Below are 1,598 nucleotides of genomic sequence, written 5' to 3'. Positions count from 1 at the left end.
CCAGAAGCCTGCCCCGCCCCTTAAGCCGTTCGACCAGTTGCTCGCCCAGCGTCTGCAACTCCAGAGCCGGCTTGCCCAGCAACTGGGTCATCAGCGACTTGAAGATTTCTGCCAAGGGTGCAAATGGAATTTCCTGCTGCAACAGATTGCTCTTGCCACTGGCCCAGAAGCCGGGCGCCAGGGGCCGGACACCCTGATGGATCAGCGTCGATTTGCCGGCGCCCGGCGCACCACCGACCAGCAGGACCCGGGCGATGCCATCGCTGCCCACCTGATGCATCAGCTCGACCAACTGCGTGCGTTCGGCCTCTCGACCGAACAGCACATCGCCGCGGGCCGAGGAAGGCAGCGCATCGAAAGCGCCCAGGCGGAACGCGTCGATACGCTCATGTTCCAGCCACTGCTGTTGGCACCAGGCCAGATCCACGGCCATTGATTCGGCACTCTGGTAGCGGGCACCCGATTCTTTCGCCAGGCCTTTGAGCAGCACTCGGCAGATGCCTTCCGGCAGATCGGTGACATGAATCGCCGGTGATTCCGGCTGGACAGCGGCATGCACGTGCAGCCATTGGGACGGGTCGCGGGCGGTGAGCGGCAGGCGGCCGGTCAGTGCCTGATAAAGAATCGCGGTCAGCGCGTAGACATCGCTGCGCGCATCAAAACTGGCGGCATCGCGTCGTACCTGCTCGGGGGCCAGATAAGGCCATTGCTCCAGGCCGGGCAGTTCAACGGCGGGCGCCTCCCCGGCATGGCTGTGAACACTCAGTAGTCTGACCGAGTCGGCCGCATCCACCACCAAGTGGTGGGGTAGCAGGCTGGCATGTCGCACACCCATCTTCCGGGCGCTCGCCAGCGCGTTGGCCGCGGCTACGGCGATGGCCAGCAAGCGTGCCAGTGGCARCCCTGTGTCACTGATCAAATCAGCCAGCGGCACTCCAGACGCGGGATATATCAACAAAGGCCCCTCGGCCGAGCGGATGAACGCGACAGGGGCAATCGCCCAGGCCGGATCCAGGCGCAGGTGAAAATCGCGCTCCAGCCCCTGACATAGGGCAGGCCGCTGAATCGGCGCCCGGGCGGCGAGCCAGCGTGTGCCCGATGCCCGATCCTGGAGCGTGAACCAGGTCAGGTCGTTTTCCCGGCGCAGTATGGTGAAGGTGCAACGCTCCAGCCAGGCTTCATCGTGTACGACATCAAGACTGTGGGAACCGGATGCTGAGAGAGGGCTGCTGGGCATGAACAATCACCGCTGAAGATTCGTTTCGGGCTGAGCCCGGGAGTATACGCAAGGCTCTGGCCCGAGGGCTGCGCTCAAGCAATCCTGTCCGTCATTGGCACCAGAATGGCCGTTGAGGGCCCCCGCGGCCTGTGGTTTTTGCGCTCTGAAATCGCCGCGTGTTATCCCTCGGGATAATTGCATTATGCAAGGCCGTCCCCTAGGGTGCGTTCTCAGTCAGTTTTCCCATCAACGCAGAGCAGAGGAACGTATGATCCGACTCGGCCAAGCCACTATTTCCCTGGAACGGCGCGAAGCCTTTCTTGATGGACGGCCGCTGCGTGTCGGAGGCCGGGCATTCGAAATCCTCTCGGTGCTGATG

General features: G+C 63.2%; 1 protein-coding gene. It reads right to left on the bottom strand.

All coding sequences use genetic code 11. From position 1 onward, the window contains the following. Positions 1-1,237, bottom strand: a 1,237-nt coding sequence (locus ACXRVY_RS28160; RefSeq protein ID WP_458238850.1) for an AAA family ATPase, incomplete at its 3' end; no start/stop codon positions are given. Positions 1,238-1,598: the final 361 nt, after the last annotated feature.

This window comes from Pseudomonas sp. P5_A2_2, from assembly GCF_054177685.1.
This window is presented reverse-complemented; position numbering and strand designations above follow the sequence as displayed.